Origin of the sequence: Burkholderia thailandensis E264 (assembly GCF_000012365.1) — a bacterium.
Lineage (GTDB): Bacteria > Pseudomonadota > Gammaproteobacteria > Burkholderiales > Burkholderiaceae > Burkholderia > Burkholderia thailandensis.
The window spans coordinates 2,323,663-2,349,703 of record NC_007651.1; the positions used below are offsets into that span (position 1 = coordinate 2,323,663).

A 26,041-nucleotide genomic window follows, 5' to 3' on the forward strand; every position below is an offset into this window, starting at 1 on the left:
GCAAAGCGTCGCGCGTCAGGTGGCTGAGCGCATGATTCGCGCCTTCTCGCGCTCCCAATCGCGCTTCTTTTCGGTTTCGCGCTTGTCGTGCAGTTTCTTGCCTTTCGCGAGGCCGATCTCGCATTTCACGCGGCCGCCCTTGTAGTGGAAGTTCAGCGGCACGAGCGTATATCCGCGCTGCTCGACCTTGCCGATCAGTTTCTTGATCTCGTCGCGATGCAGCAGCAGCTTGCGGGTGCGCACGGGATCGGGCTTGATGTGCGTCGAGGCCTCGGGCAGCGGACTGATGTGCGTGCCGATCAGGAAGATCTCCGCGTTCTTCACGACGACGTAGCCTTCCTTGATCTGGCCGCGCCCGGCGCGCAGCGCCTTGACCTCCCACCCCTCGAGCACGAGCCCCGCTTCATAGCGTTCTTCGATGTGGTAATCGAAGAATGCTTTTCTATTGTCGATGATGCTCATGAAGGGAAATGGCCAACTCGTTTAAAATCACGATTTTAGCAAAGCGGGGCAGTGTTGGCCCGGCTTGCACGTTTACCTTTGCGACGCCGCGCGATTTATGGCAGATGTCCAGAAAACCGTATTGATCCGCCATTCGGCGGAACAGATGTTCGACCTCGTCACCGACGTGGCCGATTACCCGAACTTCCTGCCCTGGTGCGGCGGCGTCGAGATTCGCCGCCGCGACGAAACCGGGATGGAGGCGCGGATCGACATCAATTTCAAGGGCATCAAGCAGCATTTCGCGACCCGCAATACGCAGCAGCGTCCAACCCGGATCGACATGGAGTTCGCGGACGGGCCGTTTCGCAAGTTCACCGGCTACTGGCGCTTCACGCCGCTGCGCGCGGATGCGTGCAAGATCGAATTCGCGCTGCACTACGAGTTCTCGAGCATCATCCTCGAGAAGATCATCGGCCCCGTGTTCACGCATATCGCGAATACGTTCGTCGAGTCGTTCGTGAAGCGCGCCGACCAGCGCTACGGCAAGGGGTGACGCACATGCCGAAGGTTCAGGTCTGCTATGCGCTGCCCGAGCGGCAGACGCTCGTCGCCGTCGACGTGCCGGCCGGCGCGACCGTGCGCGACGCGATCGAAGCGAGCGGCTTGCTCGCGCTTCATCCCGATGTGGATCTCGCGACGCTGAAGACGGGCATTTTCGGCAAGCTCGCGCCGCTCGACGCGCCTGTCGCGGACGGCGATCGCGTCGAGCTCTACCGGCCGCTCATCGTCGATCCGAAGGCCGCACGGCAGCGCCGCGTCGACAAGACCCGCCGCGAGGGCTCGATCGAGGGCCGCAAGTGGCTGCCGAAGGATTCGCGCTGAGCGGCGCGCGGCGTTGGCCAATCGCCTGACGAAATCCGTCGCCGCCGGTCCGCCGCAACGCCTGGCCGAACCGTCCGGTCAACCGTCCGAGGAAATGCGCGGCGCCCGCGTTCAGTGCGCGCCGAGGTTCGCGTTGAGCGGATCGTCTGCCGCGCGCTTGTCGCCGTGCCGGCGCACCGATCCGTAGACGCCCGCGAGCAGCAGCACGAGCGCCGCGATCTCGAGCGCGCGCGGCAGCCGATGATCGAAGACGAAGCCGTACAGCAGCGCGAACACGGTTTCGAACACGATCAACTGGCCCGACAGCGTGAGCGGCAGCCGCTTCGACGCCGCGTTCCACAACCCGTTGCCGAGCCATGATGCGCCGATCGCGAGGCCGAGATTCAGCAGCCAGAACAATTGCCAACGCGACGCGGGCAGCGCGGGCTGCAGCGCGCCCGCCGGCAGCGCGGCGATGCCGATCCAGCACAGCCCGCCGATCAGGCCCGTGACGACGCCCCACAGCACCGACCATTCGTTGCCGTCGAAATGGTGGTGACGTTGGAGATGGCGGGCGTTCGCGACCGCGTACCATGTCCAGCTCGCAAGCGCGCCTGCCGCGCACGCGATGCCGGCGAGCTTCTGCGCGAGCGTCGTCGCATGCGCGGCGTCGGACGTGAACAGATCGACGTTGATGCACGCGATGCCGGCGACGACGAGCGCGAGCGGGCCCGCGAGCCGCTTGAGCGGCACCGCGCCGTGGTCGCCCAGGCCTGCGAGCGTGACGGTGACGGGCAGCACGCCGACGATCAGCGAGCTCGGCGCGATGCCGATCAGGTGCACGGCACTCGACAGCAGCATGTAGTACGCGACGTTGCCGACGAGCGCGAGCTTGACGAGCGCGACGAGATCGTCGCGCGTGAGGCGCGCGGCGAGCGAGCGGGCGGCCGGCAGCGCGGCCGCGAGCGACACGAGGCCGTACATCGCGTAGCGGCCGACGCTCAGCAGCAGCGGCGAGAAATCGCTCAGAAGCCGCGGCACGAGAAACACCATTCCCCACAAGGCGCCTGCCAATACGCCGTACACCACACCGCGCTGCATCGAATTCTCCGACCATTTCACTGACGAGCGCGCATCTTAGCGGTGCTGGGCCGTGTTCGTCTTGTTCATTCCTGCATTCGGTCGAGGCGGCGCGTCGTCAGGCCGTGCGCGTTCGATCGGGCGCCGTGTCGGTGACAGGGTCGCGTGCGGATTGCCGGCGCGGCGAAACGATCGCTGAGCCGGCGGCGGCGAACGGCACTTTCCGCGTTGTCGCGGCCGTCGGGGCCGGTGTGGCCGCCGCATCCGGGCCAGGGAAGACCGCCGGCGGCGCGCGGCCGCGGCTATTCGTCGGCCGAATCGGCGGCGCGTCCGGTGTCGGCGCGCGCCGCGGCGTCACGCGCGGGGCGGCGGACGACCCGCACTTTTCCGCTGTTTCCTCCGCCGCAGAAGAACCGGTCGCCGCCGTCGCATTCGAGTCCCGACACGCCGACGCCCGTCGGCATCCCGAGCGCTTCCAGCACGTCGCCCGTGTGCGGATCGACGCGGCGCAGCTCGCTCTCGTCGTTTTCCCAGGTGCCGTGCCAGAGTTCGCCGTCGACCCACGTGACGCCGGTGACGAAGCGGTTCGATTCGATCGTCCGGAGTATCGCGCCCGTTTCGGGATCGATCTGATGAATCCGGCGGTCGCGATACTGGCCGACCCACAGCGCGCCCTCGGCCCACGCGAGCCCGGAGTCGCCGCCCCGGCCGGGCGCGGGGATCGTCGCGAGCACGCGGCCCGTGTCCGGGTCGATCTTGCGGATACGGTCCTCCGCGATCTGATACAGATGCAGGCCGTCGAACGCCGTGCCCGCGTGCGCGGCCACGTCGATCGAGCGCAGCGTCGCCCCGCTCGCGGGGTCGAGCGCGTTCAGCTTGTCGCCGGATGCGAACCATACCCGGCGGCCGTCGTACGTGACGCCGTGCACGCCGTCGACGCCCGGAAAAGGACCGTATTCCTGAATGATCTCGGCGGTCGATTGCTTCATGTCCGTCTCCCGGCTGTTCGATGACGTCATCCTAATCGCCCGGCAGCGGGGCCGGGAGTAACAAGATCGTCGCGAATCCCGGCGCGGGCGGGGTCGTCCAGCGGCGTGCGCGGCCGCGGCCGAACGACTGCGCGTTGCCGGCCGCCGCGAGCGCGTCGAGCGAGCGTTGCACGGTGCGCTGGCTTGCGCCGAGCGCGAGCGCAAGCGCGGAACTCGACCACGACTCGCCGTCGGCGAGGAGGGCGAGCACCGCCGCGTGCGCGTCTTCGACGAGGTGCGTGAGCACGGCCACATCGCGCGCTTCGCGCGGCGTCAGCGCGAATCCTCGCTTCGTCGCGCGAATGTCGGCCAGTTCGCCGAGCAGCGCGCGCAGCCGTCCGATCTCGACGCGCAGCCGCGCGCGGTGCGATTCGTCCATGTGCTTCGCGCGGAACGCACGGGCGACGAGCGCCTCGCGCGGGACGTCGCCAGGCCACGCTTCGCCGAGCGCGCGCGCGAGCGCGAACAGCACGGGGCGTTTCGCGAGCGAGACCGTCGTGCGCGCATCGTGCACGACGTGGCGGCACGCGTCGACGACGAGCGATGCCGATGCGCGCCACGCCTCGACTTCGTCGAGCCGCAGCGCGCGTGTTTCGCCGCACGCGACGAGGCGCGCGGCCGGCGCGTCGAGGGCGCGAAACGCATGCTCGACTTCGGCGGCGAGCGCGGGAATGCCGGCGTCGCGCGCCGCGCGTTCGGCGCGGGCGAGCGCCGCGCGCGCGGGCTTCGTCTCGATGCGACGCAGCGCGATGCCCGCGACGATCAACTCGTGCGCGGCCCGCAGCGCGGGCGGGCAGGCGGCGAAATCGAGCGTGGCGAGCCTGCGCTCGGCTTCGCCGACGCGGCCGATCAGCAACAGGCGACGGACCGCGAGATACCGCGCATGCGCGGCGTTGACGCGGTCGCCGTGCGCGTCGAGCGTCGCGCGCGCCGCGTCGAGCGCTTGCTCGGGCCAGCCGAGCTCGCGCGCCGCGAGCGCGATCTCGGCTTCTGCGACGACGCATCGCGCACGGGCGAGCGCCTCGTTCGGGCCGAAGGCGCGGGCCGCGCGCCGCACGAGCGCCTTCGCCCGCGCGAAATCGCCGAGCTGCGCCATCGCGACGCCGCGCAGCGCGAGCGCCGGCGCATCGTCGCGCAGCGCGACGCGGTTCAGCGCGCCGAGCGGATCACCCGCCGCGAGCGCGCGCGCCGCGGCCGTGATCAGCGAGTCCATCGGAATCCCGCCACGCTTGTCACTCCCACCGTTCGAAGCCCGCAACTAATCTACCACTGCGCGATCACGCAACCGGCGCGCCGGATCGCGGACCGATCGAGCGGCGCGCGACGCAGACGAAAAGGAGGGACGATCGATGACGACGCACACGACCGGCACGCGCGACGAATGGCTCGCCGCGCGGCTCGAATTGCTCGATGCGGAAAAGGCGCACACGCGGCGCGGCGACGCGCTTGCGCGGCAGCGCGCGGCGTTGCCGTGGGTGCGTATCGACAAGGCTTATCGATTCGACACGGACGACGGCGGCGCATCGCTCGCGGCGCTTTTTCGCGGCCGCTCGCAACTGCTTGTCTACCACTTCATGTTCGGACCCGACTACACGGCGGGATGCCCGTCGTGCTCGGCGATCGCGGATGGCTTCGACGGCATCGTCGTCCATCTCGCGCATCACGACGTCACGCTCATGGCGGTGTCGCGCGCGCCGCTCGCGAAGCTGCAGGCGTACAGGAAGCGCATGGGATGGACGTTTCCGTGGGCGTCGTCGCTCGACAGCGACTTCAACCGCGATTTCAGCGTGTCGTTTACCGACGCGCAGCAGCGCGAAGGAAGCGTCGAGTACAACTACCGGCGCGGCGGCCACGCGATGGACGCGACGCCCGCGCCTGCGCCCGTCGCCGAATTCGCGGCCGCCTGCCGGACCGACGCGCGCACGTACGCGCGCGATCGGCCGGGGATGAGCGCATTCGTGCTCGAGGACGGCGTCGTCTATCACACGTATTCGACGTACGCGCGCGGGCTGGACGGCCTCTGGGGCATGTATCAGTGGCTCGACCGCGCGCCGAAGGGGCGCAACGAAACGGGCGTCTGGTGGCGTCGCCATGACGAGTACGACGGGCGCTGACGGCGCGCGTGCGCGCCGCGCAGCGCGCATGCGCGGGGGCGCCGGCGGTGTCGGTTGCAGCGATGGGGCGGCGGCGCTCGGATGGCTCGCGTCGATGCCCGCGACGGGCGAGACGCCGACGCCCGGAGGCAGGATGTCATCGGCGATGTGGGCGCGGCCGTGCGGACGCACGTGGGGCGGCTCGGCGGCGTCGTTCGTCAAGCACGTGCGGCGGGCCCGACGCGTCGGGCGCACTCTCCCTGTCCGGTGCGAACGCGCGCGGCGCTTGCCGAAACGAAACCGGATCGAAAGCCACTCGAACCGGGATTCGAACGATTCCGGGGCCCAAACGGCGAGAAACGGCTCGAAAACGGCTAAGCCGTTGTTCGTGTTGTGAAAATTAACCGGGCATCGCGTATAATTCGCTTTTGCGCCTATAGGATTTGCCATGCGTCTGATCCAAAAAGCACTCACGTTCGATGACGTGCTCCTCGTCCCGGCGTTCTCCGACGTTCTGCCGCGCGACACCAGCCTCAAGACCCAGCTGACCCGCCACATCTCCCTGAACATGCCGCTCGTGTCCGCCGCGATGGACACGGTCACCGAAGGCCGCCTCGCGATCGCGATGGCGCAGCAAGGCGGCGTCGGCATCGTCCACAAGAATCTCACCCCCGTCGAGCAGGCGCGCGAGGTCGCGAAGGTCAAGCGCTTCGAATCGGGCGTCGTGCGCGATCCGATCACCGTCCCGCCGAGCATGAAGGTGCGCGACGTGATCGCGCTGTCGCGCCAGCATGGCATCTCGGGTTTCCCGGTCCTCGAAGGCCCGAAGCTCGTCGGCATCGTGACGAACCGCGACCTGCGCTTCGAAACCCGCCTCGACGAGCCGGTCAAGTCGATCATGACGCCGCGCGAGCGCCTCGTGACGGTTGCCGAAGGCACGCCGCTCGCCGAGGCGAAGGCGCTGATGCACAGCCACCGCCTCGAGCGCGTGCTCGTCGTCAACGATGCGTTCGAGCTGCGCGGCCTGATGACGGTCAAGGACATCACGAAGCAGACCGAGCATCCGGAAGCGTGCAAGGACGAGCACGGCAAGCTGCGCGTCGGCGCCGCGGTCGGCGTGGGGGCGGACAACGAGGAGCGCGTCGAGCTGCTCGTGCAGGCGGGCGTCGACGTGATCGTCGTCGACACCGCGCACGGCCACAGCAAGGGCGTGCTCGAGCGCGTGCGCTGGGTCAAGCAGAACTTCCCGAAGGTCGAGGTGATCGGCGGCAACATCGCGACCGCGGCCGCCGCGAAGGCGCTCGTCGAATACGGCGCGGACGCGGTGAAGGTCGGCATCGGCCCGGGCTCGATCTGCACGACGCGGATCGTCGCGGGCGTCGGCGTGCCGCAGATCAGCGCGATCGCGAACGTGTCGGACGCGTTGCGCGGCACCGGCGTGCCGTGCATCGCCGACGGCGGCATCCGCTTCTCGGGCGACGTGTCGAAGGCGCTCGCCGCCGGCGCGAACGCGGTGATGATGGGCAGCATGTTCGCGGGCACCGAAGAGGCGCCGGGCGACGTGTTCCTGTACCAGGGCCGCCAGTACAAGTCGTATCGCGGCATGGGCTCGGTCGGCGCGATGAAGGACGGCGCGGCGGACCGCTACTTCCAGGACAACTCCGCGAACATCGACAAGCTCGTGCCGGAAGGCATCGAAGGCCGCGTCGCGTACAAGGGCTCGGTCAACGCGATCATCTTCCAGCTGATCGGCGGCGTGCGGGCGAGCATGGGCTACTGCGGCTGCAAGACGATCGCCGAGATGCACGAGAAGGCCGAGTTCGTCGAGATCACCGCGGCCGGCATGCGCGAGTCGCACGTGCACGACGTGCAGATCACGAAGGAAGCCCCCAACTATCACGTGGACTGATCGCCGATGAAACCGTTGCTGCGCGCCGTTCTCCTGATCGATGCCGTGCTGCTCGCCGCGTTCGGCGTGCTGTTCGTGCTGACCCCGTGGAAAGCGCTGTACGACGCGCTGCAACTCGTCACAGTCGATCCCGCGATGGTCGGCCAGGCGTTCGGCATCGCGCTTCTCGGGCTCGCGTGGCTGGCCGCGCACGCGGCCTTCAACGGCGATCTGACCACGGGCGTCGCGCGTGCGGTCGGGCACGTGAACTGGCTGACGGGCGGCGTGATGCTCGTGTGGCTGCTCGCGATCCGCTCGCCGCAACTGTCGTCGTTCGGTCAATTCGTGTCGGTCGTCGCGGGGGCCGTGCTGCTCGTGATCGGTTTCGGCAGCGTGCGGCTCGCGGCCGCGGTGCGGCGGCGCGAGAAGGCGCAGGCGGCCGAGGCGCGCGTCGCGTCGAAGCGTGCTTCGGAGCCGGCCGCGACGCCGCCCGCCGCCGCGCGGATCGAGCCGAGCGTGTCGCGCGCGGGTGAGGCGGCCGGATCGCCGGGCGTCGCATCGGGCACGAGCGCCGCGGCGCCCGCCGAGCGCACGGATGCTGCGACGAGCAAGTTCGGCGACGCGGCGCGGCCGCCGTCGCAACCGTGATCGGCACGGCTCTCCCGACTGTCAGGCCGCCGCGTGTCGCGGCGGCGCGATCGCCCGGCTACGTATTCGATGCAGCGCCTCGTGCGCTGCTTTTGTTATTCCATTGTTCTTTTCTCCGTCCGCTGCCATGCACGACAAAATCCTGATTCTCGACTTCGGTTCGCAAGTCACTCAACTGATTGCGCGGCGCGTCCGCGAAGCGCACGTCTACTGCGAGATCCACCCGAACGACGTCTCCGACGACTTCGTCCGCGAATTCGCACCGAAGGGCGTGATTCTGTCCGGCAGCCACGCGAGCACCTATGAGGACCACCAACTGCGCGCGCCGCAGGCGGTGTGGGATCTCGGCGTGCCCGTGCTCGGCATTTGTTACGGGATGCAGACGATGGCCGTGCAGTTGGGCGGCAAGGTCGAGTGGAGCGATCATCGCGAGTTCGGCTATGCGGAAGTGCGCGCGCACGGCCACACGCGCCTGCTCGACGGCATCCAGGATTTCGCGACGCCGGAAGGCCACGGAATGCTGAAGGTGTGGATGAGTCATGGCGACAAGGTCGCCGCGATGCCGCCGGGCTTCGCGCTGATGGCGTCGACGCCGAGCTGCCCGATCGCCGGCATGGCCGACGAGGCGCGCGGCTACTACGCGGTGCAGTTCCATCCGGAAGTCACGCACACGGTGCAGGGCCGCAAGCTGCTCGAGCGCTTCGTGCTCGACATCGCCGGCGCGAAACCCGACTGGATCATGCGTGACCACATCGAAGAGGCGGTCGCGCGGATTCGCGAGCAAGTCGGCGACGAGGAGGTGATTCTCGGCCTGTCGGGCGGCGTGGATTCGAGCGTCGCGGCGGCGCTGATCCACCGCGCGATCGGCGATCAACTGACCTGCGTGTTCGTCGATCACGGCCTGCTGCGCCTGAACGAAGGCAAGATGGTGCTCGACATGTTCGAAGGCCGGCTCCATGCGAAGGTGGTCCATGTCGACGCGTCCGAGCAGTTCCTGGGCCATCTCGCGGGCGTCGCCGATCCGGAGCACAAGCGCAAGATCATTGGCCGCGAGTTCGTCGAGGTGTTCCAGGCCGAGGCGAAGAAGCTGACGAACGCGAAGTGGCTCGCGCAGGGCACGATCTATCCGGACGTAATCGAATCGGGCGGCGCAAAGACGAAGAAGGCGACGACGATCAAGAGCCATCACAATGTCGGCGGCCTGCCGGAGACGCTCGGCCTGAAACTGCTCGAGCCGTTGCGCGACCTGTTCAAGGATGAAGTGCGCGAACTCGGCGTCGCGCTCGGCTTGCCCGAGGAGATGGTGTATCGGCATCCGTTCCCGGGCCCGGGCCTCGGCGTGCGGATTCTGGGCGAAGTGAAGCGAGACTACGCGGATCTGCTGCGCCGCGCGGATGCGATCTTCATCGAAGAGCTTCGCGGCACGTTGGCGACCGAGCAGGACGCGGCGGCGGGCCTTTGCGAGCCGTCGCAGGTCGGCAAGAGCTGGTATGACCTGACGAGCCAGGCGTTCGCGGTGTTCCTGCCGGTGAAGTCGGTCGGCGTGATGGGCGATGGCCGCACGTACGACTACGTGACCGCGCTGCGCGCCGTGCAGACGACCGACTTCATGACCGCGCACTGGGCGCATCTGCCGTATGCGCTGCTCGGCCGCGCGTCGAACCGAATCATCAACGAAGTGCGCGGCATCAACCGGGTCGTGTACGACGTGTCGGGCAAGCCGCCGGCGACGATCGAGTGGGAATGATCCGACGTCCGCCACCGGCTGGCATCGTCTGCTGGTAAGCAACGCCTAAGCCCGCGATTTCGCGGGCTTTTTTGTGCTTTCGTCGGGCAATGGTTGGTACCCTTCGGCATCTTCAATGCCTCGTTTTTTCATGGCACGGATGGGGCCATCGTTTCGACGTGAGGCTAGGGGCATGCGCCGCCATTGATGCCGACGAATATTCGGCGACGAGTGCGATCGGGCCGGAGCCGCTCGTGCGAATGGGCCTTGCGCCATGCTCGATGCATGCCGTCGCGTTGGACGGGACTCCGGAAAACCGGTGCTTCGCCAAGCTGAGCGGTTCCGCGAAGTTGATCGTTGAGCGCTTGCCCGAAGGCGATGCTCGACGGCCGCAATCCGGATGAGCGGCGGGGTTGGCGGAGTCGTCGCTGTGCAGGGGCAATCCCGCCGTCGCGATATTCGCTACCGAGGTTGTCCGTTTGCCGTATTTCCCGACGCGGATACGTTCGACATTGGCCGCGCCGTGGCCGCCCAGAACACGAGCGCGGCCGCGCTGTCGGCCGCGCCCAGCGTGCAGACGCCGCGCGATCCGGCGCTCGCGTGGACGGCCGTCGACGCGAGCGCCCACCGCGATGCCGGCATGAACGCGAGCGGCAGCCATGAGGCGAGCCGCAGCGCGAGCGCCGCGGCGCTCGTCGACTGTCCAAAGCCGCGATCGGCCGAGTGTCCTGCGCGCGCGGCGGCGAGCGCGCCCAATGCGCCGACGAGGCTGAAAGCGCCGATCGCGCAATGGGAGAGCATGTAGGGCGGCGCGCTCAGCGGCGGCACGAGTGCGTTCCAGAAGACGTTGAATGCGGCGAACATCAGCGTGGCGAGCGTGCCGCGAATCTGCAATACGCGCTCGACGCGCAGGTCCGGCAGGCGAGCGATATTGCGAAGGGGGCGGCTCGCGGGCATTGCTGTGCCGTCGTTCGCCGATACCGAGACGACATTCGCCGAACTGCGTGCGCATCGGCAAGGCGATCGATTTCCTGAGGACGATCCGGCTCACGCAGTTCGACGGCGGCGCGAGACGCGCACGATCGAGCTGCCGTCGCGCGACCGCGTGATGACGTTCGACGGCAAGTCGTACCGGCTCGGCTTTGCGCTGCCGAATTGCTACTTCCGTACGACGATCGCGTACGACATTCTGCGGCTCATGGGCGTGCGGCTCGGCAGGATGGGCTATCCCGGCGGGCGCCGACGCGAATCCGGCTCGCGGCCGCCGTTGTCGGCGGCAGCCGCGCGGGTGGCGTCCAGACGGTTTGCGCGGCGGCTAAAACCTCACCCCGGTCGCACATCCGCCCGCGAAACCGCCGGTTCCGCCGGCGCCGCCGCACATCACGCCGCAGCCCGACGCCAATCCGGCAACGGCGAGCGAAGCGGCAAGAACGAGGGCGCGAACACCGCGCCGAGTGGCGATCGACATTGCTTCGTTGCCCTGAGCGAGCGCGGATCGCCAGGCGCCGCGCGGTTGGACGGATCGCAGCAAGAATAGCGCCTTTTCTCGCGCCCAAGCCGGCATATCGAGCATTTGCTCGGACGGGCTGGACCTGCGCACGCCGCCTGCTAAAATCCGCATGCCGCATTGTTATGAAACCCCGATGAAACTGCTTGACGCTCTAGTCGAACAACGTATCGCCGCCGCCGCCAAGCGGGGTGCGTTCGACGATTTGCCGGGCGCCGGCGCGCCGATGGAGCTGGACGACGATCTGCTCGTCCCCGAAGAAGTGCGCGTCGCGAATCGGATCCTGAAGAACGCGGGCTTCGTGCCGCCCGCGGTCGAGCAACTGCGGGCGCTGCGCAATCTGCAGGACGAGCTGCGCGCGGTCGGCGACCGCGCGACCCGCTGCCGCCTGCAGGCGAAGATGCTCGCGCTCGATATGGCACTGGAATCGCTGCGCGGCGGCCCGATGGTCGTGCCGCGGGAATACTGCCGTCGCATCGCTGAGCGTCTTTCCGAGCGCGTGCTCGGCGACGCGCAGGGCGAAGCGGGGGCGATGTGAGGCCCGCCGGCGCGCCCGTGTCCGGTGACGATTTCGACGACGAACCGCAATCGCCGCCTCTGTCCGCCGCCGCCGAGCGCGACCGCCGCTACATGCGCATCGCGCTCGCCGCCGCCGAGGAGGCGCGCGCGGCGGGCGAAGTGCCGGTCGGCGCGGTGATCGTGCGCGGCGACGAGGTGATTGCGCGCGGCTTCAACCACCCGATCGGCGGCCACGATCCGTCCGCTCACGCCGAGATGGCCGCGCTGCGCGCTGCCGCGCGCGCGCTGCGCAATTACCGGATGCCTGGCTGCGAGCTGTACGTGACGCTCGAGCCGTGCCTGATGTGCTCGGGCGCGATCATGCACGCGCGGATCGCGCGCGTCGTGTTCGGCGCGCCCGACCCGAAGACGGGCGCATGCGGCAGCGTCGTCGACGCGTTCGCGGATGCGCGCCTGAACCATCACACGACAGTCGAGGGCGGGGTGCTCGCCGACGAATGCGGCGCGGCGCTCAAGTCGTTCTTCGCGGAGCGGCGACAGGCGGTTCGCGAGGCGCGCCGCGCGCAGCAGGTGCCCGACGTGCCGCCGCGCGACGAATGAACCGGGCGGCGCGGGGCGCCTCTAACTACGTCCGATCGATTCTTCCTGCGAATTCATGATTTCCACGTCCCGCACGCCGCGCACGATTCGTCTGCTTGCCCCTTCCGGCTATCCGCACGACCCCGCAGCGGTCGACCGCGCGCTCGAGCGCCTGAGCGCCGAGCAGCACCGGATCGAGAACCTCGACGCGACGCAACGCCGCTACCAGCGCTTCGCCGGCACCGATGGCGAGCGCGCCGGCGATCTGAATCGGCTCGCGGACCCGTCGCTGCCGCTGCCCGACATCGGCCTCGCGGTGCGCGGCGGTTACGGCGCCGCCCGAATCCTGCACGGGCTCGACTACCGGGGCCTCGAAAGCCGGCTGCGCGACGAGCCGATCGCGCTCGTCGGCCATAGCGATTTCACCGCGATTCAGCTCGCGCTCTATGCGAAGGCGCGCGTGAAGACGTTCGGCGGCCCGATGCTGTCGGCCGATTTCGGCGCTCAGACGCCGAGCGAGTTCACGCTCGCGCATTTCTGGCAGACCCTCACGCAGCCGACCACGACGATCGTCTCCGACGTGCCGCAGGCTCAAGTCGTCAACGCGTCGGGCACGCTGTGGGGCGGCAATCTCGCGATCCTCGCGTCGCTCGTCGGCACGCCTTACATGCCGCAGATCGAAGGCGGGATTCTGTTTGTCGAGGATGTGAACGAGCAGCCGTTCAGGATCGAGCGGATGATCTATCAACTGCATCTCGCGGGCATCCTCGCGCGCCAGCAGGCGCTCGTGCTCGGGCAGTTCACGGGCGCCCGCCCGTTCGAGTACGACAACGGCTACGACATGCAGACGATGATCGAGCAGATTCGCAGCGTGATCGGCATTCCGGTCGTCACCGGGTTGCAGTTCGGCCACGTGCCCGATCTGTTGACGCTGCCGTTCGGCGCGCGCGCGGAGCTCGTCGCGAATGAGCATGGCTTCAGGCTGACGATGTCCGACTATCCGCATCTCGCGGCGTGAGCGGGGCAACAGTCGATGCGAAGCGAAAAGGCGGGCGACCGCCTTTTTTTGCGTTCATCTACGCAACTAACGGCCAATCTTCATCGCGTGCCTGATCTATCCCCATGCACCAATCGGAGAAAAAATTGTCGACAAAAATAAGGCGGGGTTTACGGTGGGGAATGCCGCAGAACGTGCCGGAGCCGTTTTGGAGTGCGTCGGGACGGGGCGATGGCACTCAGATGGGGCGGGCGATATCACGCCAATTGTGCAAAATAACGGAACAAAATTGTTGACAATGTTTGTGTCCAATCTACGATGCTGTCCATGACGAGATGCGAACCATGACGAAGAAAGATTCCGCGCTGACGGGCGCGAGCCCCGAGTCGATCGCCGAGCGGATCCGCACCGCGATCCTCGAGCATCGGCTCGCGCCCGGCACGAAGCTGACGGAAGCGCAGTTGTGCGAAGTGTTCGGTGTGAAGCGCGGCACGATCCGGCAGGCGCTCGCGCTGCTCGCGACCGATCGGCTCGTCGATCTGGAGCCGAATCGCGGCGCGTTCGTCGCGAGTCCGACGCTGCAGGACGTGCACGAGGTGTTCGAGATGCGGCGCATCGTCGAGCTCGCGGTGATGGAGCGGCTCGCGACGGGACCGGGCGCGAAGCGCCTGAAGGGCGTCGCGGCGACGATCGACAAGGAGCGCCACGCGTTCGAGCGGCGCGATTTCCCGGCGTGGATTCGGCTGTCCGGCGAGTTCCATACCGAGCTCGCGGCGCTCACCGGCAACACGGTGCTGCGCGATTGCCTGGGCGGGCTCGTCGCGCGCTCGACGCTGATGTCGGCGCTGTATGAATCGCACGGGCGCAGCCCGTGTTCGTTCGACGACCATGCGCAAATTCTCGCCGCGCTCGAGGCGGGCGATGCGAAGCGCGCGGCGCAATTGATGGCGCACCATCTGCAGCACGTTGAACTGAGGATGCTCGATCGGCCGGCGCAGGGCGCGGTCGATCTGCGCGAGGTGTTCGGCCACTCGGGCTGACGGCCCGGCCGCACACCGAACGCGCTCACTGAACTGACGAAATGCCGGGCGGCCGCGCGTGCGGACGCCTCGCCAGGGCGGCATCGGGCGATCACGCTCGAGCCGCGATTTCAATGACGATCGCGCGGCTCGTCCGCGGCAGGCAAGGAGATGTCATGGCTCAGTTCAGTGTGGCGCAGCAAAGCGCCTCGTATCGGCCGAACGAGGGGCGCCCGGGCGACCCGGACGGCGGCGCGGCGATGCCCGCCGGCTACAGCAAACGTCTGTACAACGAAGATCTCGCGCCGCTCGCGAACCAGAACTGGGGGGCATATAACATCTTCGCGTTCTGGATGTCGGACGTGCACAGCGTCGGCGGCTACGTGTTCGCGGGCAGCCTGTTCGCGCTCGGCCTGACGAGCTGGCAGGTGCTCGCCGCGCTGATCGTCGGCATTTCGATCGTCAACGTGCTGTGCAACCTGATCGCGAAGCCGAGCCAGCAGCTCGGCGTGCCGTATCCGGTGGCATGCCGCGCGACGTTCGGCGTGCTCGGGGCGAACGTGCCCGCGGTGATTCGCGGCCTCATCGCGATCGCATGGTACGGAATCCAAACTTACCTCGCGTCGAGCGCGCTCGTGATCGTCGTGCTCAAGTTCTTTCCGCAATGGATGCCGTACGCGGACGTGCATCGCTATGGCTTTCTCGGGCTGTCGGCGCTCGGCTGGGCGGGCTTCATGCTGCTGTGGGTGCTGCAGGCGTTCGTGTTCTGGAACGGCATGGAGACGATCAAGAAGTTCATCGATTTCGCCGGTCCTGCGGTGTACGTGGTGATGTTCGTCCTCGCGGGCTACATGGTGTGGCGCGCGGGCTGGCGCAACATTGGCCTCGATCTCGGCGGCGTCAAGTATCACGGCGCCGAAGTGCTTCCGGTGATGGTGACGGCGATCTCGCTCGTCGTGTCGTATTTCTCCGGACCGATGCTCAACTTCGGCGACTTCTCGCGGTACTGCAGGAGCTACGGCAGCGTGAAGCGCGGCAATTTCTGGGGATTGCCCGTCAACTTTCTCGCGTTCTCGCTCGTCACCGTCATCACGACGGCCGCGACGCTGCCGGTGTTCGGACAACTGATCACGGACCCCGTCGAGACGGTCGGCCGCATCGATCATCCGACCGCCGTGATTCTCGGCGCGCTGACCTTCACGATCGCGACGATCGGCATCAACATCGTCGCGAACTTCGTGTCGCCCGCATTCGACTTCTCGAACGTCGCGCCGCGCCTGATCAGCTGGCGTGCGGGCGGGATGCTCGCGGCGGTTGCCTCGGTGTTCATCACGCCGTGGAATCTCTTCAACAATCCCGCGGTGATCCATTACACGCTCGACGTGCTCGGCAGCTTCATCGGGCCGCTGTATGGCGTGCTGATCGTCGATTTCTACCTCGTGAAGCGCGGCGCGCTGCGGCGCGACGATCTGTATACGACGTCGGCCGACGGCGCGTACTGGTATCGCGACGGCGTGAACCGGCGCGCGGTCGCCGCGTTGTTGCCCGCGGCCGCGATCGCGGTTGCGTGCGTGATGGTGCCCGCGCCGTCCGGGCTCGCGAACTTCTCCTGGTTCATCGGCGCGGCGCTCGGCGGTGCGTTCTACCGCGCGCTTGCGAAAGCATGATGGAGTCCGTATGAAAATAAAACTGATCAATCCGAACACGACGCAGCGGATGACCGACGCGATGGGCCGCTGCGCGCGCGAGGTCGCGGCGGCCGGCACGGCGATCGTCGCCGTGAGCCCGGCGATGGGGCCGCCGTCGATCGAAGGTCATTACGACGAGGCGCTCGCGACGCCCGGCCTGCTCGCCGAAGTCGCGGCGGGCGAGCGCGACGGTTTCGACGGCTACGTGATCGCGTGCTTCGGCGATCCGGGGCTCTATGCGGCGCGCGAGCTCGCGCGCGGGCCCGTGATCGGCATCGCGGAGGCGGCGATGCACGCGGCGAGCGTGCTCGCGCCGGGCTTCTCGGTCGTGACGACGCTCGCGCGCACCTGCGGAATGGCGTGGCATCTCGCCGAGCGTTACGGGATGAAGCGGTTCTGCCGCAACGTGCGCGCGACCGACGTCGCGGTGCTGGATCTCGACCGGCCTGGCTCGGCTGCGCGCCGCGTGATCGTCGACGAATGCCGGCGCGCGCTCGACGAGGACGGCACGGACGCGATCGTGCTCGGCTGCGCGGGGATGGCCGAGTTCGCGCACGAGATCGAGGCGGCGATCGGCGCGCCCGTCGTCGAGGGCGTGACGGCCGCCGTCAAATGGGCGGAGGCGCTGATCGCGCTGAAGCTCGCGACCGCGAAGCGCGGCGATTTCGCGCGGCCGCTCGCGAAGCGCTACGACGGCGAGTTCGCGCGCTTCAGCCCGGACGGCGCGTTCGCGCTCGGGGCCGAGGCAGCGGCGGGGGCGGCGGTCGGCCCGGACGCCGCGGCGCCCGGCGCCGCGATTCAAGATGCGCGATCACCGGACGCCTTTGCGCAACCGCACATACATTCCGTCTGACATGCACTATCCGTGTGCCCGTATGGGCGCTTCGGGGTGTTTTCGCTACACTGGGCCATCCGTCGCATCGGCCGCGCGGCCCCGGTTTCCGGACGCCGCGCGGCCGATGCGAACCCGCTGACGCCGCATCACTACGCATCCAATCATGGCATTCGATCCCAACTATCCACGCGATCTGGTCGGCTACGGCCGACATCCGGTGCAGGCGAACTGGCCGGGCCGCGCGCGCGTCGCGGTGCAGTTCGTGCTCAACTACGAGGAAGGCGGCGAGAACTGCGTGCTGCACGGCGATCCCGCGTCCGAGCAGTTCCTGTCCGAGATCGTCGGTGCAGCCGCGTATCCGGCGCGCCACATGAGCATGGAATCGATCTACGAATATGGCTCGCGCGCGGGCGTGTGGCGCATCCTGCGCGAGTTCGACAAGCGCGGGCTGCCGCTCACGGTATTCGGCGTCGGCATGGCGATCGAGCGGCATCCGGAGCTCGCGCGCGCGTTCGTCGAGTTCGGCCACGAGATCGCGTGTCACGGCTGGCGCTGGATTCATTATCAGGACATGACGCCCGAGCGCGAAGCCGAGCATATGAAGCTCGGGATGGAGGCGATCGAGCGCGTGACGGGCGTGCGCCCGCTCGGCTGGTATACGGGCCGCGACAGCCCGAACACGCACCGGCTCGTCGCCGAGTACGGCGGCTTTCTGTACGACTCCGACCACTACGGCGACGACCTGCCGTTCTGGATGGACGTCGAGGTGCCGGGCGGCGCGCGCGCGCCGCAACTGATCGTCCCCTATACGCTCGATGCGAACGACATGCGTTTCGCGACGCCGCAAGGCTTCAATACCGCCGATCATTTCTTCCACTATCTGCGCGATGCGTTCGACGTGCTGTACGAGGAGGGCGACGAGGCGCCGAAGATGATGTCGATCGGCATGCACTGCCGGCTGCTCGGCCGGCCGGGGCGCTTTCGCGCGCTGCAGCGTTTTCTCGATCACATCGAGCGGCACGATCGCGTATGGGTCGCGCGTCGCGTCGATATCGCGCGGCACTGGCGCGAGCATCATCCGTATCGGCCGCACGCTCGACGCGAGGGGGACGCATGATGAAGGCGATGCGCTACACGCTCGAACAATTGAACGCGATGTCGACGGAGGCGTTCGTCGCGGCGCTGTCCGGGATCTTCGAGCATTCGCCGTGGGTCGCCGAGGCGGCTGCGGCCGCGCGGCCCTTCAGCAGCATCGACGCATTGCATCGGACGATGCGGGACGCGGTCGACGCCGCGGGCGACGCGCGGCAGCTCGCGCTCATCAATGCGCACCCGGAGCTCGCCGGCAAGGCGGCGGTGCGCGGTGAGCTGACCGCGGAATCGACGCGCGAGCAGAGCGGCGCGGGCCTCGATCGCTGCACGCAGGAGGAGTTCGACAAGCTGCAGCGGCTCAACCGCGCGTATCGCGAGAAATTCGGCTTCCCGTTCATTCTTGCGGTGCGCGGCTATGACCGGCACGGAATCATCGAGAACTTCGAGGCGCGGATCGACCATACGCAGGACGAGGAGTTGCGCGCGAGCCTCGGGCAGATCTATCGGATCGCGCGTTTCCGGCTCGACGATCTGATCGACGCGTGAGCGTCGATTGAGCGCCCCGGCTGGTTGGGCCCGGCGCAGCGCGGCGTTGCATCGCGCTGCGATCGGCCAATTCCGGCGACGCGGAAACCAATGATGCGATGCGCGTCGCGGCGGGTTCGCCGCGACGCCATCCGCCGCGATGCGCACGGCGCGTCGCGTCCCCGCCGGGCCCGCGCGCGACGACGCGCGGCGGCGGCTTTCATTCATCGAGCATCAAGCACTATGACAAGGACAAGACGATGGCACTTCCGCTTTCCGATCCGAACGCTCCAGAATTCACGCGGCGCTACGTGAATCTCGCCGATCCGCGTCTTGGCGCGCAGGCGCTCGAGGCGAGCGACGATTTCTTCGCGCCGAAGGAGCGCATGCTGAGTCCGGAGCCTGCGGTGTTCATCCCGGGCAAGTACGACGATCACGGCAAATGGATGGACGGCTGGGAGACGCGCCGCAAGCGCACGACGGGCTACGACTGGTGCATCGTGAAGCTCGCGCGCCCGGGCGTGATCAAGGGCTTCGACATCGATACGAGCCACTTCACGGGCAACTTCCCGCCGGCCGCGTCGATCGAGGCCGCGCACGTGCCCGATGGCGTGCCGAACGAGGCGACGAAGTGGGTTGAGGTCGTGCCGTCGACGACGCTGCAGGGCAACAGCCATCACTACGTCGAAGCGCGCGACGCGAACGCGTATACGCATCTGCGCGTGAACATCTACCCGGACGGCGGCATCGCGCGGCTGCGCGTATACGGCCAGCCCCAACTCGATTGGGCGGGCGCGAGCCGGTCCGAGCTGTTCGATCTCGCGGCGATGGACAACGGCGGCTATGTCGTCGCGGTGAACAACCAGCACTTCGGCCTCGCGTCGAACATGCTGCTGCCGGGCCGCGGCGTGAACATGGGCGACGGGTGGGAGACGCGCCGGCGCCGCGAGCCGGGCAACGACTGGGCGATCGTCGCGCTCGCGCAGCCGGGCGTGATCCGCAAGATCGAAGTCGACACCGCACATTTCAAGGGCAACTTTCCGGACCGCTGCTCGGTCCAGGCCGCATACGTGACGGGCGGCACCGACAGCTCGCTCGTCACGCAGGCGATGTTCTGGCCGGTGCTGCTCGGCGAGCAGAAGCTGCAGATGGACAAGCAGCACGTTTTCGAAGCCGAGCTCGCCGCGCTCGGGCCCGTCACGCACGTGCGGCTGAACATCATTCCGGACGGCGGCGTGTCGCGTCTGCGCGTATGGGGCACGCTCGACAAATGAACACGCTCGCGATCGAACCGTTGACGCGCGCCGCCTTCGCGCCGTTCGGCGACGTCATTGAAACGGCAGGCGCGAAGCAGATCCCGATCAACCTCGGCACGACTGTTCGCTTTCACGATCTCGCGAGGATCGACGTCGCCGACGAGGGCGGGCGGCCGCTCGTGAACCTGTTTCGCGGACAGCCGCGCACGCTGCCGTTCGAGGTCACGATGCTCGAGCGGCACCCGCTCGGCAGTCAGGCGTTCATTCCGCTGACGGACCGGCCCTACATCGTCGTCGTCGCGCCGGCGGGCGTTCTCGATCCGCCGAAGATTCGCGCGTTCGTGACAAGCGGATGGCAGGGCGTGAACTATGCGAAGGGCGTCTGGCACCATCCGTTGATCGCGCTCGGCGGGGTGAGCGATTTCATCGTCGTCGATCGCGGCGGCGGCGGGGGCAATCTGGACGAACAGGATCTGGCTGGATCGCTGTGGTTGACCGAAGACGCGTTGCTGGCCGTGAGCGCATGAACGACGCGTGAAGCGCGCATGAACCGCCCGGTGCCGACGCGCCGCGACGCAACGCGAAGCCCGCGCCCCGTGCGCGGGTTTTTCTTGGGTTCTTCGTAGTCCTCCAGGCGGCGGAGGTCGCCTATTGCTCCGCAAAAGACTCGCGCGTTGTTCAACGGCTGCCGCTGGTATCTTCCGATAGGATGTGTGCGCATCGACGACACGTGACTGCCCGATGCCGGCCGGCATTCAACGCATCCATGCGCGCGAGAGGAAAAACGTGATACTTCATCCAATCGGGGGCTCCAATCGGGGGCGGCATGACTGACGGGAATCGGCCTGATATGCATGGCTGACAAGCCAATCGGCCCAAACGGCCGCCTTACCTGACTTTCATTGCCGTCATATTGGTTATCGTCGGTTGTATTTACTTGCTTGTCTTCGCGCCGCTTGTCTACGTGCTGTTCCTGCTGCATGGCATGACGATCCGCCTTGGGGGCGCGTGCCTCGGAATCGCGGCCTGGGTGGCATTGTCGATAGCGGCAATCGGCATCGTGCGCGGATGGGCCTGGTCTCGCCATTGGTTGATTGGCGGCCTGATTGGACTCTGGATCGTTTCTTCGAATGCCGGGGCCAACGGTGGTGACGTGGCTGCGCGGGGGCTTGATTACATTTGCGTTGCCTTGCCTCTTTTCACTCGGCGCTCGACTGCGTTCTTTCGGAGTCGGCGCGACATCGAGGCTTGATCCTTCAAAGCCGAAACGCCGCCTTATCTTCGCGAGCGCGCGGCGGCGAGCGCGGGTATCCGATCGACCGCGCGCCCGTCGTGTCGTCGCTCCGCCGAGTGCATCTGACGGATCTCGGGAATTTTCGCCGCGTTACGCGGCAATCTCCGTCGCATCCCGGCGAATAGGCCCGCCGAAGCGGGCCCGCCGATACAAGATGCGTCACCGCTACTTCGTCATTTCGTCGCGCCGCTTTCGAACCACGCAGCGATCTTCGTGCGTTCGTCGTCCGTCATGTGCGTGAGGTTGCCGATCGGCATCGCTTTCAACTGCACCGCCTGCTGATAGATCCGCGGCGCGTTCCGCGCGATCTCGTCGGACGTGTCGAACATCACGCCGGCGGGCGCGCTGCCCACCAGCGTCGGCTTCGCCGAGTGGCACGCGACGCAGCGCTGCTGCAGGATCGGCGCGACATCCTTGATCGCGAGCTTCGGCACGTTCGGCGCGTTCGCCGCCTGCGCTTCGGGCGCGATCGGCTTGGGCATCGTCGTCACGAGCGCGAGCAGCATCAGCGCGACGCCGCCGAGCGGCAGATACCAGAGCTGCTGGCCGCGATGCCGCATCACGAAGAACTGGCGGATCAGCGCGCCGGCGAGCATGATGACGACGAGCACGATCCAGTTGTACTGGTTCGTATACGTCATCGCGTAGTGGTTCGACAGCATCGCGAACACGACGGGCAGCGTGAAGTACGTGTTGTGCACCGAGCGCTGCTTGCCGCGCTTGCCGTAGATCGGGTCGGGCGTCTCGCCCTTGAGCAGCTTGTCGACCATCTTGCGCTGGCCGGGGATGATCACGAAGAACACGTTGGCCGTCATGATCGTCGCGAGCATCGCGCCGACGATCAGATACGCGGCGCGGCCGGAGAACACATGGCATGCGATGTACGCCGCCGCGATCACGTAAAGGCCGACGAACACGCCGAGCAGCTTGTCGCGGCCGCCGAGCATGCGGCACGCGCAATCGTAGACGATCCATCCGGCGAGCAGGAACCCGAGCGCGGACGCGACCGCGACGACGGGCCCCATGTCGAGCACGTTCCGGTCGATCAGATACGTGTTCGGCGCGAGCAGGTAAAGCACGAAGAAGAGGCCGAAGCCCGACATCCACGTCGTGTACGACGGCCACTTCGACCAGTGCAGGTCCTCGGGCATCTCGGGCGGCGCGACGAGGTACTTCTGCATGTTGTAGAAGCCGCCGCCGTGCACGTGCCACAGCTCGCCGAACACGCCGCGCGACTTCAGCTGCGCGTCCTTCGGCGGCTTCAGGCTGTTGTCGAGCGCGACGAAATAGAACGACTCGCCGATCCACGCGATCGCGGCGACGACATGCAGCCAGCGGATCGCGAGATTCAGCCAGTCGATGATGAAGCCTTCCATGAAACTCCTCCTGAGTCCATCGTTGTCGTGTACGGGCAGCGATATGCGCTCAACTGCCTCGATAGGTGCTGTACGACCACGGCGACACGAGAAGCGGCACGTGATAGTGCGCGGCCGGATCGGCGACGCCGAAACGCAGCACGACGAGATCGACGAAGCGCGGCTCGGGCAGCGCGACGCCTTGCGCGGCGAAGTAGTCGCCGGCGTGGAACACGAGCTCGTAGGTGCCGGCCGCGAGCGCATCGCCTTCGAGGAGCGGCGCGTCGCAGCGGCCGTCGTCATTCGTGAGCGCGGTCTTCAGCAGGCGGCTGCCGCCGCCCGAGATCGCATGGAGCTCGATCTTGATCGCGGCGCCCGGACGGCCGTGCGCGGTGTCGAGTACGTGGGTAGTGAGCTTTCCCATTCGCAATGTCCTTGTGTTGTCGCGAGGATCGGCGGCGGCTCGATCCGGTGATGCTGCGGCGGATCGAGGCTCCACGTCAGTGGCTACATACCCGTCGGCGGATCGAAGCGAGCGCCGTGCAGCCATTGTAAAAAGGTTCGGACGGCAAACCGTGAGCGATAACGAAGATAATGCGCGCCGCATGAGCGCACGTCCATGCGCGGCGCGCGGGCGGGCCGGCGGCCGTTGCATGGGCGAAGTGCGTGCGCGGCGGCGCGCATGCGGCGGTCAATGCGGTGGCGAAGCGGGGGGGGCGATGCGGGGGAGCGAAGCGCGTGCGCGGCGGCGCGCATGTGCGCCGCCGCCGTTGCCGACGGCGGCCGAATATATTGTCGATGTGAAGACGACCATGCGCGCGGCCCACTTGCGCCGCGCCGCGTCCTCGGCGAAGCTGGGCCCGTGCGGGCGAGCGTGCCGGTCAGACCGAAATCGCGCGATCGCGTACCCCGAAGACGGCGGGCACGCCGGGTAACCGGGCCAGGGCGTTCGAACGGACGCGGCGGCGCGGTGGTGCCGGGCGCCGCGTTCGAGCGTTCGAACATTCGAGCAGAGAGGCCGCCTCGGCGGCGCAACGACACGGAGATCGAACGACGATGGAGCGATACTCGAGCGCGCGCGCCGGCGCGCAATCCCAATCCCCGAACCGGCCGAGGACGCTCGTCGTCAAGCATGCCGACGTGCTCGTGACGATGGACGGCGCGCGCCGCGAGCTGCGCGACGCGGGCCTGTACGTCGAGGACAACCGGATCGTCGCGGTCGGGCCGAGCGCCGAGCTGCCCGCGCAGGCGGACGAAGTGCTCGATTTGCGCGGCCATCTCGTGATCCCGGGGCTCGTCAACACGCATCATCATATGTATCAGAGCCTCACGCGCGCGATCCCCGCCGCGCAGAACGCCGAGCTGTTCGGCTGGCTCACGAATCTATACCGGATCTGGGCGCACCTGACGCCGGAGATGATCGAGGTGTCGGCGCTGACCGCGATGGCGGAGCTGCTGCTGTCCGGCTGCACGACGTCGAGCGATCATCTGTACATCTATCCGAACGGCAGCCGGCTCGACGACAGCGTTGCGGCCGCGCAGCGCATCGGCATGCGCTTTCACGCGAGCCGCGGCAGCATGAGCGTCGGGCAGCGCGACGGCGGGCTGCCGCCCGACTCGGTCGTCGAGCGTGAGCCGGATATCCTGCGCGACACGCAGCGCGTGATCGAGACCTACCATGACGAAGGCCGCTATGCGATGCTGCGCGTCGTCGTCGCGCCGTGTTCGCCGTTCTCGGTGAGCCGCGGCTTGATGCGCGACGCGGCGGCGCTCGCGCGTGAGCATCGCGTGTCGCTGCACACGCATCTCGCGGAGAACGCGAACGACGTCGCATACAGCCGCGAGACATTCGGGATGACGCCCGCCGAATATGCGGAGGATCTCGGCTGGGTCGGGCGCGACGTGTGGCATGCGCACTGCGTGCAACTGGACGAATCCGGCATCGCGCTTTTCGCGCGGACCGGCACGGGCGTCGCGCATTGCCCATGCTCGAACATGCGGCTTGCGTCCGGGATCGCGCCCGTCGCGCGGATGCGCGTTGCGGGCGTGCCGGTCGGGCTGGGCGTCGACGGCAGCGCGTCGAACGACGGCGCGCAGATGGTCGCCGAGGTACGGCAGGCGCTGTTGCTGCAGCGCGTCGGATTCGGCCCGGACGCGATGACCGCGCGCGATGCGCTCGAGATCGCGACGCTCGGCGGCGCACGCGTGCTGAACCGCGACGACATCGGCGCGCTCGCGCCCGGCATGGCGGCGGATTTCGTCGCGTTCGATCTGCGCACGCCGCAGTTCGCGGGCGCGCTGCACGATCCCGTCGCGGCGCTCGTGTTCTGCGCGCCGTCGCAGGCGGCGTACAGCGTCGTCAACGGACGCGTCGTCGTGCGGGAAGGGCGGCTGACGGCGTTCGAGATCGAGCCGCTCGTCGAGCGGCACAACGCGCTCGCGAAGGCGCTTTGCGAGGCGGCGCGCTGAGCGGCGCGGCTGCGGGCGGTTCGGCGCGGGCTTGGCCGTGCGCCGGGCGCGCGGATGCGCATGCGTTCGTACGGATTCGACTGCCCCCGCGATGGCTGTAGCGGAATGGACGTCGATCGATGGTGTTGCGGACACCGCCGACACCGCTGACACGCGCATCAGTCTCCGCGCATTCCGCGCCTCGCGCCCTTACGCATCGATCAGCGTGCGCGTCGCTTCGGCGACGAGCCCGCGCAGCCAGCGCACCTCGTCCGAGTAATGGCAGCGTTCGTGCCAGAGCTGGTAGTACTGCATCGGCGGAAAATCGAGCGGCGCGGGCACGACGGACAGCGGCAGGAACTTCGCGTAGTGATCGGCGAAGAGCCGCGTCGTCGTGAAGATCAGATCCGACTTCACGAGCACGTAAGGTGCGAGATTGAAGTACGGCAGCGTGACGACGACGTGGCGCTTCAGGCGTTCGCGCGCGAGATGGACGTCGATCGCGCCGCGCTGCCCGACCGAGTACGGCGTCGGCGCGAGATGCGGCGCGTTCAGGTATTGATCGAGCGTGAGGCCGCCGCGCTTGGCGAACGGATGCGCGTTGCTCATCAGGCACACGATCTCGTCGACGAACAGGTTCGACAGATGCAACTGCTCGGGCGGCTCCGGCCAGTTGCCGACGACGATGTCGAGCTTGCCGTCCTCGAGCGCGAGCTCGTAGTCGAACGCGGGGCCGAGCGAATGGAATTCGAGCGTCGCGTTCGGCGCGGCCTGGCGGAAGCGCTCGACGACGGTCGGCACGAACAGCACGTTCAGGTAATCCGGACAGCCGATCCGGTAGCAGCGGATCGATGTCGCCGGATCGAAATTGTGCTGCTGGAACTTGATCCGTTCGATTTCGCGCAGCGCGTTCTGCACGGGTTCGAGCAGGCGCAGGCCGTACTCGGTCGGCACCATGCCGGACTTGCCGCGCACGAGGAGCGGGTCGCCCGTGATGTCGCGCAGACGGCGCAGCGCGGCGCTGATCGCCGGTTGCGACTGATTCAGCTTGACGGCCGCGCGCGTCACGCTGCGCTCCATCAGCAAAGTGTGCAGGACGCGCAATAAATACGTGTCGATCGCCTCGCGTTGCTGGCTCATGCTCTCTCCGTTTATATGT

The 26,041-nt window shown here is 67.7% G+C and carries 26 protein-coding genes and 1 pseudogene; 19 read left to right on the plus strand and 8 right to left on the minus strand.

Annotated elements, in window-relative coordinates:
* Positions 1-15: 15 nt before the first annotated feature.
* Positions 16-462 carry an SsrA-binding protein SmpB gene (gene smpB / locus BTH_RS22680; protein ID WP_006026082.1) on the minus strand — a complete coding sequence of 149 codons (447 nt, stop codon included), beginning with the start codon at positions 460-462 and terminating at the stop codon, positions 16-18.
* 97 nt (positions 463-559) lie between these two features.
* Here smpB and BTH_RS22685 point away from each other — a divergent pair, with 97 nt between their 5' ends.
* Both BTH_RS22685 and BTH_RS22690 read left to right on the plus strand, forming a co-directional pair.
* Positions 560-997 carry a type II toxin-antitoxin system RatA family toxin gene (locus BTH_RS22685; protein ID WP_009904866.1) on the plus strand — a complete coding sequence of 146 codons (438 nt, stop codon included), beginning with the start codon at positions 560-562 and terminating at the stop codon, positions 995-997.
* A gap of 5 nt (positions 998-1,002) precedes the next feature.
* Positions 1,003-1,326, plus strand: coding sequence for an RnfH family protein (locus tag BTH_RS22690; protein ID WP_009890481.1), 324 nt, complete (start codon positions 1,003-1,005; stop codon positions 1,324-1,326).
* 111 nt (positions 1,327-1,437) lie between these two features.
* Here BTH_RS22690 and BTH_RS22695 read toward each other — a convergent pair whose 3' ends face one another.
* From BTH_RS22695 to BTH_RS22705, 3 genes are all read right to left on the minus strand, one after another.
* Complete coding sequence (locus BTH_RS22695; protein WP_009890482.1) at positions 1,438-2,406, minus strand: DMT family transporter; 969 nt, start codon at positions 2,404-2,406, stop codon at positions 1,438-1,440.
* A gap of 281 nt (positions 2,407-2,687) precedes the next feature.
* Positions 2,688-3,374 carry a Vgb family protein gene (locus BTH_RS22700; protein ID WP_009890484.1) on the minus strand — a complete coding sequence of 229 codons (687 nt, stop codon included), beginning with the start codon at positions 3,372-3,374 and terminating at the stop codon, positions 2,688-2,690.
* A 31-nt stretch (positions 3,375-3,405) separates the two neighbouring features.
* Positions 3,406-4,626, minus strand: coding sequence for a hypothetical protein (locus BTH_RS22705; RefSeq protein ID WP_011402244.1), 1,221 nt, complete (start codon positions 4,624-4,626; stop codon positions 3,406-3,408).
* Between the two features lie 136 nt (positions 4,627-4,762).
* Between BTH_RS22705 and BTH_RS22710 the strand changes: the two genes are divergently transcribed.
* From BTH_RS22710 to guaA, 4 genes are all read left to right on the plus strand, one after another.
* Entirely contained in the window at positions 4,763-5,527 is a 765-nt protein-coding gene (locus BTH_RS22710) for a DUF899 domain-containing protein (protein WP_009890486.1), read from the plus strand.
* A gap of 427 nt (positions 5,528-5,954) precedes the next feature.
* The gene (gene guaB / locus BTH_RS22715; protein ID WP_009890488.1) at positions 5,955-7,415 is read left to right on the plus strand and encodes an IMP dehydrogenase; all 1,461 of its coding nucleotides are present in this window, start codon (positions 5,955-5,957) and stop codon (positions 7,413-7,415) included.
* Between the two features lie 6 nt (positions 7,416-7,421).
* A complete protein-coding gene (locus tag BTH_RS22720) occupies positions 7,422-8,042 on the plus strand; it encodes a hypothetical protein (RefSeq protein ID WP_009890489.1) in 621 nt (206 codons plus the stop codon).
* Between the two features lie 127 nt (positions 8,043-8,169).
* Complete coding sequence (gene guaA, locus BTH_RS22725; RefSeq protein WP_009890491.1) at positions 8,170-9,789, plus strand: glutamine-hydrolyzing GMP synthase; 1,620 nt, start codon at positions 8,170-8,172, stop codon at positions 9,787-9,789.
* Positions 9,790-10,230: 441 nt separating this feature from the next.
* Here the strand turns inward: guaA and BTH_RS22730 are convergent.
* Positions 10,231-10,770 (minus strand): annotated as a pseudogene (locus BTH_RS22730) (MFS transporter); the annotation flags it as partial.
* Here BTH_RS22730 and BTH_RS22735 point away from each other — a divergent pair.
* From BTH_RS22735 to BTH_RS22790, 12 genes are all read left to right on the plus strand, one after another.
* Positions 10,730-11,305, plus strand: coding sequence for a DUF1993 family protein (locus BTH_RS22735; protein WP_009890494.1), 576 nt, complete (start codon positions 10,730-10,732; stop codon positions 11,303-11,305). The pseudogene BTH_RS22730 and the gene BTH_RS22735 sit on opposite strands and share 41 nt — an antisense overlap.
* Before the next feature lie 106 nt (positions 11,306-11,411).
* Complete coding sequence (locus BTH_RS22740) at positions 11,412-11,813, plus strand: DnaJ family domain-containing protein (protein ID WP_009890497.1); 402 nt, start codon at positions 11,412-11,414, stop codon at positions 11,811-11,813.
* Positions 11,810-12,394, plus strand: coding sequence for a tRNA adenosine(34) deaminase TadA (tadA, locus tag BTH_RS22745; RefSeq protein WP_011402248.1), 585 nt, complete (start codon positions 11,810-11,812; stop codon positions 12,392-12,394). The genes BTH_RS22740 and tadA overlap by 4 nt, the downstream gene beginning before the upstream one ends.
* Before the next feature lie 55 nt (positions 12,395-12,449).
* The gene (gene ldcA, locus BTH_RS22750) at positions 12,450-13,391 is read left to right on the plus strand and encodes a muramoyltetrapeptide carboxypeptidase (RefSeq protein ID WP_009890501.1); all 942 of its coding nucleotides are present in this window, start codon (positions 12,450-12,452) and stop codon (positions 13,389-13,391) included.
* Positions 13,392-13,714: 323 nt separating this feature from the next.
* Positions 13,715-14,410, plus strand: coding sequence for a GntR family transcriptional regulator (locus BTH_RS22755; protein WP_009890502.1), 696 nt, complete (start codon positions 13,715-13,717; stop codon positions 14,408-14,410).
* A gap of 155 nt (positions 14,411-14,565) precedes the next feature.
* Positions 14,566-16,056 (plus strand): NCS1 family nucleobase:cation symporter-1, encoded by a 1,491-nt coding sequence (locus tag BTH_RS22760; RefSeq protein ID WP_011402249.1) that lies wholly within the window; start codon positions 14,566-14,568, stop codon positions 16,054-16,056.
* Positions 16,057-16,066: 10 nt separating this feature from the next.
* Complete coding sequence (locus BTH_RS22765) at positions 16,067-16,930, plus strand: aspartate/glutamate racemase family protein (protein WP_009890505.1); 864 nt, start codon at positions 16,067-16,069, stop codon at positions 16,928-16,930.
* Between the two features lie 145 nt (positions 16,931-17,075).
* Entirely contained in the window at positions 17,076-18,029 is a 954-nt protein-coding gene (puuE, locus tag BTH_RS22770; RefSeq protein ID WP_009890507.1) for an allantoinase PuuE, read from the plus strand.
* The gene (gene uraD, locus BTH_RS22775; RefSeq protein WP_038707963.1) at positions 18,029-18,550 is read left to right on the plus strand and encodes a 2-oxo-4-hydroxy-4-carboxy-5-ureidoimidazoline decarboxylase; all 522 of its coding nucleotides are present in this window, start codon (positions 18,029-18,031) and stop codon (positions 18,548-18,550) included. The genes puuE and uraD overlap by 1 nt, the downstream gene beginning before the upstream one ends.
* A 239-nt stretch (positions 18,551-18,789) precedes the next feature.
* Complete coding sequence (alc, locus tag BTH_RS22780) at positions 18,790-19,803, plus strand: allantoicase (RefSeq protein ID WP_009890509.1); 1,014 nt, start codon at positions 18,790-18,792, stop codon at positions 19,801-19,803.
* Complete coding sequence (locus BTH_RS22785) at positions 19,800-20,312, plus strand: ureidoglycolate lyase (protein ID WP_009890510.1); 513 nt, start codon at positions 19,800-19,802, stop codon at positions 20,310-20,312. Before alc ends, BTH_RS22785 begins: the two co-directional genes overlap by 4 nt.
* Positions 20,313-20,722: 410 nt before the next feature.
* Entirely contained in the window at positions 20,723-21,037 is a 315-nt protein-coding gene (locus BTH_RS22790) for a hypothetical protein (protein WP_009909171.1), read from the plus strand.
* A gap of 215 nt (positions 21,038-21,252) precedes the next feature.
* Here BTH_RS22790 and BTH_RS22795 read toward each other — a convergent pair whose 3' ends face one another.
* Together BTH_RS22795 and uraH are read right to left on the minus strand one after the other, a co-directional pair.
* The gene (locus tag BTH_RS22795) at positions 21,253-22,455 is read right to left on the minus strand and encodes a urate hydroxylase PuuD (RefSeq protein WP_009890516.1); all 1,203 of its coding nucleotides are present in this window, start codon (positions 22,453-22,455) and stop codon (positions 21,253-21,255) included.
* A 49-nt stretch (positions 22,456-22,504) separates the two neighbouring features.
* Positions 22,505-22,858 (minus strand): hydroxyisourate hydrolase, encoded by a 354-nt coding sequence (gene uraH / locus BTH_RS22800; RefSeq protein WP_009890518.1) that lies wholly within the window; start codon positions 22,856-22,858, stop codon positions 22,505-22,507.
* Positions 22,859-23,490: 632 nt separating this feature from the next.
* Between uraH and BTH_RS22805 the strand changes: the two genes are divergently transcribed.
* Complete coding sequence (locus BTH_RS22805) at positions 23,491-24,903, plus strand: 8-oxoguanine deaminase (protein ID WP_009890520.1); 1,413 nt, start codon at positions 23,491-23,493, stop codon at positions 24,901-24,903.
* 189 nt (positions 24,904-25,092) lie between these two features.
* Here the strand turns inward: BTH_RS22805 and BTH_RS22810 are convergent, their stop codons facing one another.
* Positions 25,093-26,022 carry a LysR substrate-binding domain-containing protein gene (locus BTH_RS22810; RefSeq protein ID WP_009890521.1) on the minus strand — a complete coding sequence of 310 codons (930 nt, stop codon included), beginning with the start codon at positions 26,020-26,022 and terminating at the stop codon, positions 25,093-25,095.
* Positions 26,023-26,041 lie beyond the last annotated feature (19 nt).